Consider the following 7,737-nt stretch of genomic DNA (forward strand, 5'->3'; position numbering starts at 1 on the left):
CTGACCAATAATGAGGCGGAGCAAGCACTACGTCATTGGGTTATTGCGCGCAAATTAAGCCACGGTACCCGTAATGGCCAAGGCAGTCATGTGTTCGCCATACTTGCGAGCGTGATTGATACGTGTAAGAAGCGCAACGCCTGTCCGTGGAAATATCTCGCTGAGGTTATCACGGCTCGGCGCCAGGGGCTGGATGTGCCTCCTCTGCCTCTTGCTGCGTAAAAAAATGAGAGGGATCTGAACGGTTACACCTCAGTGGGCACCTTCGCACTTATCCCATCTGCCCAAAAAATATAGAGCTGATTCTTATTGCGCAGCAACAAACGATAGCACCCAAAAGCCCATTCCTCGGTCATCATGTTCTGCTCCCCTTTTAACCAGACCTTAACCCGTGGATACGAGAGAAAATCATTCTGCTGCTCCCGCTCAAAATGATCCCAGCCAACCCAGTTGCCAAGATGGTAAAAGAACACAAAAAGCAGCAAAAGATACATTGGCGATCCCACCAGGGTCAATACCCAAAGCCAGACCGGATGTCGGACCACCTGCACCGGCTCTTCCCCCTCCCCTTCAGGAGATTCCACTTCTTCAATAATGGCCATTTTCCGCCAAAGCACACGAAGAAGGAAATACAGGCCAATGGTAAAAAAACAGGCAATAACAGCTGCCAAACTATCATACAGCACCCAAAGACTGTAGATAAACAGGGTATCCCTGGTCAGGCCCAGGTCAGTCAGGCCAAGATGAAAACGGGAAAAATAATGATAGGCATAGGACCAGCCCGCTGTATAAAGCAAGGCCACCACAATACCGGTGATGGCACCGGCATCCAGCAGGCCTGCCAGGGGAAAGGCATTATTCTTGCTCTGCATCCTGTCCTCCCCAATCAGGCAGCATAGGAATCACCATGGTCTTGGGCACAGCAAAGGATTGCAAACGGGGAGCGCAACGCTTATCCTCAGCTGTGAGCTTTTCCCACCTCGTGCCAGGTTCAAAGGACGTGGCTGGCCCATCACCAATGGCGCAGCTATAGCAAGAGGCTGTATTTTCAGTCAACAGAGTAATTTCCAGGCAAACCCGTATAGTATCCCGAACCTTATGGAGAAAGCAGACCTTTTCCGCTTGCACCAGATGCCATTCCTCACCAGGTATCATGGGCTGGGCAATGCCTTCATCATCGAAACAACTGTAGCTGGGCACGGCATCGTGCTTGCCCTTGATCTCCACACAATCTTCTTTCAGCGTCTTTTCCTGTATGTGCAGAAAGGCAACCTTTTTGCGCTCAGCTGAGGCCGTTGCCGCAATCAGCAACAGGAAGCTTCCTGTAAGCAGAGCTGTACCTAACACCACACTTAAACGTCTTTTTCTTTCTGTCTTCATGATATCAATCCCGACCTTAAAAGCCGGGCTCTTTTCGGCAACATTTTTGAAATTAAAATTCATTGAACATCTTATTCAGCAAATTCACCCATCCTTGACCACTTTTTCTTGCCTTACTGCTGCACCAATTATAGGTCTTGGTGCCACCGTCATAACGGACAGCCAATCCCTTTTTCACCAACACATCAGCAACATTCTTCCTTCCGGCATAGACATCAGCAACAATACGAAAATATTTTCCCCTGCGCACGTTTTTCAACCTGATGGTACGGGCATTTTTTAACAAATCACCGACTATTTTCTTGGCTTCACGGGCCAATTCCTTTTCTTGGGCACATTTCCCTCGTATTTCCGGAGTATCGATTCCAGCCACCCGGACAGAAATATCATCGCCAAATAAGGGGTGTTGGCCCTTGATATCAACGGTAATAGTGTCGCCATCATAATTTTTCACAAAACGAACCTTTTTGAAGTCTCCATATGATTTCTTTTTTGTAGCACCAATTGAGGGAGCCAAAACAACGAAAAAAACCAAACAAAGAGAAAAAAAGTTGGAACGACAACATAATTTCTTCATAGTAAAATCAAGGCTCAATTTAATCTGACATCCCGCCCCAGAAGGGCAATCGAAAATAACCATCATTTTAACGGTAAATGTCTGCTGATGACTCCTTGAATACCTCAGCCAAACGAACCGCCGCAACCGTCTGCCCCACATCATGGACACGCAGGATATCTGCCCCCTGCTGAGCACAAAGGGCAGAAACAACCGCTGTGGGACAATCTCGTTTTTCAACCGGGGTACCCAGCAATTTTTCCATAAATGATTTTCGGGAATGGCCGATCAGTACCGGAAAACCCAATTGCTTAAAGGTGGCAACATTGCGCAGGATCTCTACATTATGTTCAAGGGTCTTTCCAAAACCGATGCCAGGGTCAAGAATAATGCGCTCTGGGGCAATGCCCTGGCTCTCCAGCCAGCTGGTCCGCTCCTGAAAAAAAACACAGATCTCAGTAACAACATCCGCATATTCAGGCGCAACCTGCATATTCTCCGGTGTTCCCTGCATGTGCATGATTATAATCGGTACTTCACAGGAACTGGCGACCTGGATCATCTCAGGATCCTGGCGCAGGGCTGAAATATCATTAATGATCGTTGCACCCTGCTCAAGGGCGGCTGCTGCAACACCAGCCTTGGTGGTATCAATAGAGATGGGGATATCAGAAGAAAGGCCCCGGATCGCCTCAATGGCTGGGAGAACCCGTGTCAATTCTTCCTGCTCTGCCACAGGCTCAGCAAAAGGCCGGGTGGACTCCCCACCGATATCTATAATATCTACGCCATAGGCAAGCATCTTTTTTGCCTGCTCAATAACAGCCTGACCCCCAACACATTGCCCGCCATCGGAAAAAGAATCCGGGGTTACATTGAGGATTCCCATTACCTGTATCCTACTCATGCTGCCTTTCCTCATAAAAAAAGAAGGCACAAAAGCTATTCTGGGGATAGCTCCTGTGCCTTGGGTAATCAATGTCTACATCTTACAGACGCGTTAGCCTGTGTATGGTTGTTTATCAGGTTGTCTCTCAGGCATCAGCTGAATGATCTTTTCTTTCCTCAGCATCCGCAACAGTCTCGTTTGCCTCTGTACCACCGGCAGCTTCTCCATTCTGTTCTCTGATGATACGATCTATATCATCCAGGGTAATGGTTTCCTTTTCCAGCAACTCATCAGCAACCGCTTTCAATACTGCAATATGTTCTTCCAGTAGAGCTGTGGTGGAAACTGTGGCTTTTATAATAATATCTTTCACCACCTCATCAATCTTCTGGGCGGTGTCCTCGCTATAATCACGATGCTGGTTTATTTCCCGACCCAGGAAAATCTGCTCTTCCTTTTTGCCATAGGCTAAGGGGCCTAACTCATCGCTCATACCCCATTCGCAGACCATCTTGCGGGCAAGTTCACTGGCCCGTTCAATATCATTGCCTGCTCCTGTGGTGATCTCGCCAAAAATAATCTTTTCAGCCACCCAACCACCGTACAGGATGGAAATATTATTGAGCAGATACTGTTTGGAATGGGTGTATTTTTCATCAATAGGCAACTGCATGGTCAGCCCCAGGGCCCTGCCACGGGGAATAATGGTTACCTTATGAATGGGATCCGTATCTGGCAGCATCCGGGCCACAATGGCATGACCAGCCTCGTGATAGGCTGTAATTTTCTTTTCGTTTTCTGAAATAATCATGGATCTACGTTCAGCACCCATCATGATCTTATCCTTGGCTATTTCCAGAAACTCAAGCGTGACTTCTTTGGCTCCCTGCCGGGCTGCAACCAAGGCTGCCTCATTGACCAGGTTTTCAAGATCAGCTCCGGAAAATCCTGGGGTTCCTCGGGCAATAACCTCCATATCCACATTATCAGCCAATTTGGTTTTTTTGCCGTAGATTTCCAGAATCAATTGACGCCCTTTAATATCCGGCACTGGGACCACAATCTGACGATCAAAACGGCCTGGACGAAGCAAGGCCGGGTCCAGAACATCAGGCCGGTTGGTGGCTGCGATAATAATCACCCCGTCATTGGCATTAAAACCATCCATTTCCACAAGTAACTGGTTCAGGGTTTGCTCACGCTCATCATGTCCACCACCCAGGCCAGCACCGCGATGCCGTCCCACTGCATCAATCTCATCAATAAAGATAATACAAGGCGCATTTTTCATTCCCTGAATAAATAAATCCCGCACCCTGGAGGCCCCTACACCAACAAACATCTCCACAAAATCCGAACCTGAAATGGTAAAAAACGGTACTTCAGCCTCTCCGGCAATAGCTCTTGCCAACAAGGTTTTACCAGTACCAGGAGAACCTGCCAGGAGTACACCCTTTGGAATACGTCCACCCAGTTTGGTGAATTTTTCAGGATCTTTTAAGAAATCAACAATTTCTTCCAATTCATTTTTGGCTTCATCAATGCCAGCAACATCTTTAAAGGTGATCTTTACCTCACCTTCATCCTGCAATTTTGCTCGGGTTCGACCAAAACCAAGGGCACCACCACCACCTTTGCCTCCCATCTGCATCTGGCGCATAAAAAAGACCCAGACACCGATCAACAGCAGCATAGGAAACCAAGAAATAAAGATGGAAACCCATAAGGATTCCTGGTCAGGTTCTTTCACTGATATATCAACACCTGATTTCCGCAACATGGGAATCAGGTCTGTATCATCAGGGGTCACTGTGGTAAAAGGCTGTCCATCAGAGGAAAATCCCAATACCTTATCACCTTGAATGGTTACTTTACGGATATTGCCATTTTCCACACTGGTCCAGAATTGACTATACGTCATTGGAAGACGTGATTCTGGCTTCTGATTAAAAAGATTCACCAGCAGGATTGCTGTCAGGCCAATTACGACCCACATGCTCATATTCTTAGTATTCATTCCTATATTAAGTGAGGAGTTAGTAAGTTACTGCTTAAAATTTGAAAGCAAAATAAGGATATAAAAAACGGTTTGATAGTAGGCTGATAGAAATACAGATTCACTGATATTTACATATTGAAACATATACTATATGAACTGTTTGTCAGTCAGTCAATAGCTGAATACCACGTCAACAGGAAAAATACCAGGCTAAACAGGGGAGAAGCACCTGTTCAGCAAAATAATTTTCTGTACTCCCCATATAATAAAAAAAATATATACCTCTCCAGAGGAAGACAGGAACGAGATGGATGACTTGAACTTCAGAATAAAGTATGCTCAAATAGAGTACTTGATCATCTTCAACAGGGGTATTATAAGGGCATTATATATTCTCTCCCTTTGGGGGAGAAACAACAAAGAGCCACCCTGCCTTTAATATTTCGCACCAAAAGGCTGGTATTAATTAAAAAATACTCTCCTGTTACGCCGCAAACAGCGGGGTATCAGACCAGTAATTTCGCAAAAAAACATCCTAAAACCCGGACAGATGAGTATCAATAAACTGATTATCCACTTGGAACTTGCCGTACTCGGCTTTGTTCTGGTTGTGCTGCTCCTCTCTGGCCTGGATCGCGGGAGTCAGAGCACCCAGGAAACAACCGGGCAAAGCAGCCAGATACAGCATGAAAAAAAGCTGGCACAAGAGACAAAACCAATCCGAACACCCCTGTTTACTGATGTCCATGTACCAGCACGACAACGGGAAACATGGCTTGGCGACCTTGACGGTATTCTGGAGCGGGGACAACTTCGCGTGTTACTCCCCTTTTCCCGAACCTTTTTTATACAGGACAACGAACAAAACCTCGGTCTGAGTACAGAAATACTGACACGGTATGAACAGTTCCTTAATGATCAGGTAGTGCTTGGTGATAACAAAATGGAGCTTGTTTTCCTGCCCACTCCCGAGGATCGCCTGCTGGAAGATCTGCTTACAGGCAAAGGAGATATTGTAGCTGCCCATATACCGGTACAGCCTGACCAGGAAAAACGTGTCAAAACCATCTCACCGGCTGCCCTGGAAATCCAGGAAATCCTGGTCACAGGACCCAATTCCTCACAGTTTAAAAGTATATTCAATCTTTCTGGACAAGAAATTACAGTTCGGAAAAACAGCAGCTATGCAGACAGCTTGCAAAAACTAAACAACACCCTTACCTCTATTGGCAGAAAGCCAGTAACCATTCAATTTGCTCCTCCCTTTTTCCAGGATGAGGATCTGCTAGAAATGACAGGGGCTGGCATCCTGCCCATGACAGTCATTGATGATCATATTGGAGAATTCTGGGCAACAGTTCTGCATGGTATTAAGCTCCATAAAAAAATCGCCTTACGAACAGCCAAGGAACGTATCTGGATGATTCGGGCAGACAACCTTCTGCTCCAGGAGAGTATACGCTATTTTAAAGAAAATGCGTACAAGCCCAAAGACAGCCATCAAAGGCTTACTGAGTATTACCGCAAAAAAGGCAAAAGACTCAAAAATAACCTGGAGCTTACAGCCCTTGAGCGCTATCAAAGGATCCTCCCACTTTTTGAAAAATATGGTAAAAAATATCATTTTCCCCCTTTACTGCTGGCAGCTCTTGCCTATCAGAAATCAGAACTTGATCCTTCTTTTATAGGCAATAATGGGTACGTAGGGCTAATGGGGCTTGATCCCTCTGCAATTCTTCAGGAAGGTCTTGAAATCGACCTGAAAAAAATACGAAAAACTGAATATAATATCCATACAGCTGCCCGTTATCTTCGTTTTCTGGCTGACCATTATTTTTCCTCTCCAAAGTTACGAGAATTGGACCGGAACATGATGACCCTGGCTGCTTATCAAGCAAGCCCTGAGCAGGTTATGACTGCACGAAAAAAAACTGCCCTGGCTGGTTTTAATCCTGACCTCTGGTTCAACCATACAGCAGAAATTTTTCTCGCAAAGGGATTGGAAGAGGAAAAAGATATCACCCGGTCTGTTCGTAACATATACAAGTATTTCAATGCATATGAGCATCTCCAGAAAGGGCAATACAAATGACAGTTCATCAAACGGGTCCAAATACCTGTTGCTACTTTCACATACTATCTTGCTGTCCCGATTTAACATAACAGGATACTACTTGAGGAAAATTATGATGTTGACAAAAAAATATATATGCAGAAGAAAATTTCTTTTTTCTCTGCCTCTTCTCACCGTTCTCGTAACAGGACCAGCAATGTCCGCTGAAATCAAATTTGTTCGACCTGATATTGATATCCCGGTACGACGTGGCCAAGGGGAGAAGTACAAAATCATAAAGTTTGTTAAAGACGGTAACCAACTGGAGTTGCTCCAGGAAAGTGGCAACTGGGCTAAAGTACGACTTACAGGCGGTACAGAAGGTTGGATGCTGAAAAGATACCTGAGTGACGATAAGCCGCCATTAGAACAGGTACGTGAACTACTGAAAGAAAACGAAGAGCTGAAAACAGGTAATGCAAAATTGACCCGAGACCTGAAAAAAAGCAAAGAACTGCAAGAAGCAAGCAGTGCAGAACTGGAGCAGTTACAAATAGCTACGGAAGAAAAAATTGCTCTAAGCTTGAATGAATGCAATAAAATTAAGGATGAATATACGGCTTCCCAGGAAGTGAATAAAATCATGTGGTTTTTCTCTGGAGCCGGAGTCTTATTAGCAGGATGGCTGATTGGTCGCTTTGCCAGTGGCCCACAGAAAAAACGAAACAGACTCCCTTAACCCAACTTTGTGAGAATCATTATCGAAACAATCCTAACTACCTGATTATTCGTTGGGCGTAAAAATATTTTTCGTTTATTATCAAGTAATTATATTTTTCAAGGCTTTTGCGGTGCCAAGA

The 7,737-nt window shown here is 45.4% G+C and carries 7 protein-coding genes and 1 pseudogene; 3 read left to right on the top strand and 5 right to left on the bottom strand.

Annotation, left to right across the window (positions count from 1 at the left end):
- Window positions 1-222, top strand: a pseudogene (locus L2082_RS17435) (IS66 family transposase); the annotation flags it as partial.
- Between the two features lie 23 nt (window positions 223-245).
- Here L2082_RS17435 and L2082_RS17440 read toward each other — a convergent pair.
- The 5 genes from L2082_RS17440 to ftsH form a co-directional block, all read right to left on the bottom strand.
- The gene (locus L2082_RS17440; protein WP_446010820.1) at window positions 246-872 is read right to left on the bottom strand and encodes a hypothetical protein; all 627 of its coding nucleotides are present in this window, start codon (window positions 870-872) and stop codon (window positions 246-248) included.
- A complete protein-coding gene (locus L2082_RS17445; protein WP_446010819.1) occupies window positions 856-1,443 on the bottom strand; it encodes a hypothetical protein in 588 nt (195 codons plus the stop codon). Before L2082_RS17445 ends, L2082_RS17440 begins: the two co-directional genes overlap by 17 nt.
- A complete protein-coding gene (locus tag L2082_RS17450; protein WP_446010818.1) occupies window positions 1,433-1,834 on the bottom strand; it encodes a thermonuclease family protein in 402 nt (133 codons plus the stop codon). The genes L2082_RS17445 and L2082_RS17450 overlap by 11 nt, the downstream gene beginning before the upstream one ends.
- A gap of 190 nt (window positions 1,835-2,024) precedes the next feature.
- Window positions 2,025-2,843 (bottom strand): dihydropteroate synthase, encoded by an 819-nt coding sequence (gene folP, locus L2082_RS17455; RefSeq protein ID WP_446010817.1) that lies wholly within the window; start codon window positions 2,841-2,843, stop codon window positions 2,025-2,027.
- A gap of 127 nt (window positions 2,844-2,970) precedes the next feature.
- The gene (gene ftsH, locus L2082_RS17460; RefSeq protein ID WP_446012040.1) at window positions 2,971-4,842 is read right to left on the bottom strand and encodes an ATP-dependent zinc metalloprotease FtsH; all 1,872 of its coding nucleotides are present in this window, start codon (window positions 4,840-4,842) and stop codon (window positions 2,971-2,973) included.
- Between the two features lie 532 nt (window positions 4,843-5,374).
- Here ftsH and L2082_RS17465 point away from each other — a divergent pair.
- The gene (locus tag L2082_RS17465) at window positions 5,375-6,916 is read left to right on the top strand and encodes a transglycosylase SLT domain-containing protein (protein WP_446011122.1); all 1,542 of its coding nucleotides are present in this window, start codon (window positions 5,375-5,377) and stop codon (window positions 6,914-6,916) included.
- Between the two features lie 178 nt (window positions 6,917-7,094).
- A complete protein-coding gene (locus L2082_RS17470; protein WP_446011121.1) occupies window positions 7,095-7,616 on the top strand; it encodes a TIGR04211 family SH3 domain-containing protein in 522 nt (173 codons plus the stop codon).
- The last annotated feature ends 121 nt before the right edge of the window (window positions 7,617-7,737 follow it).

The organism is Candidatus Electrothrix sp., from assembly GCF_052785085.1.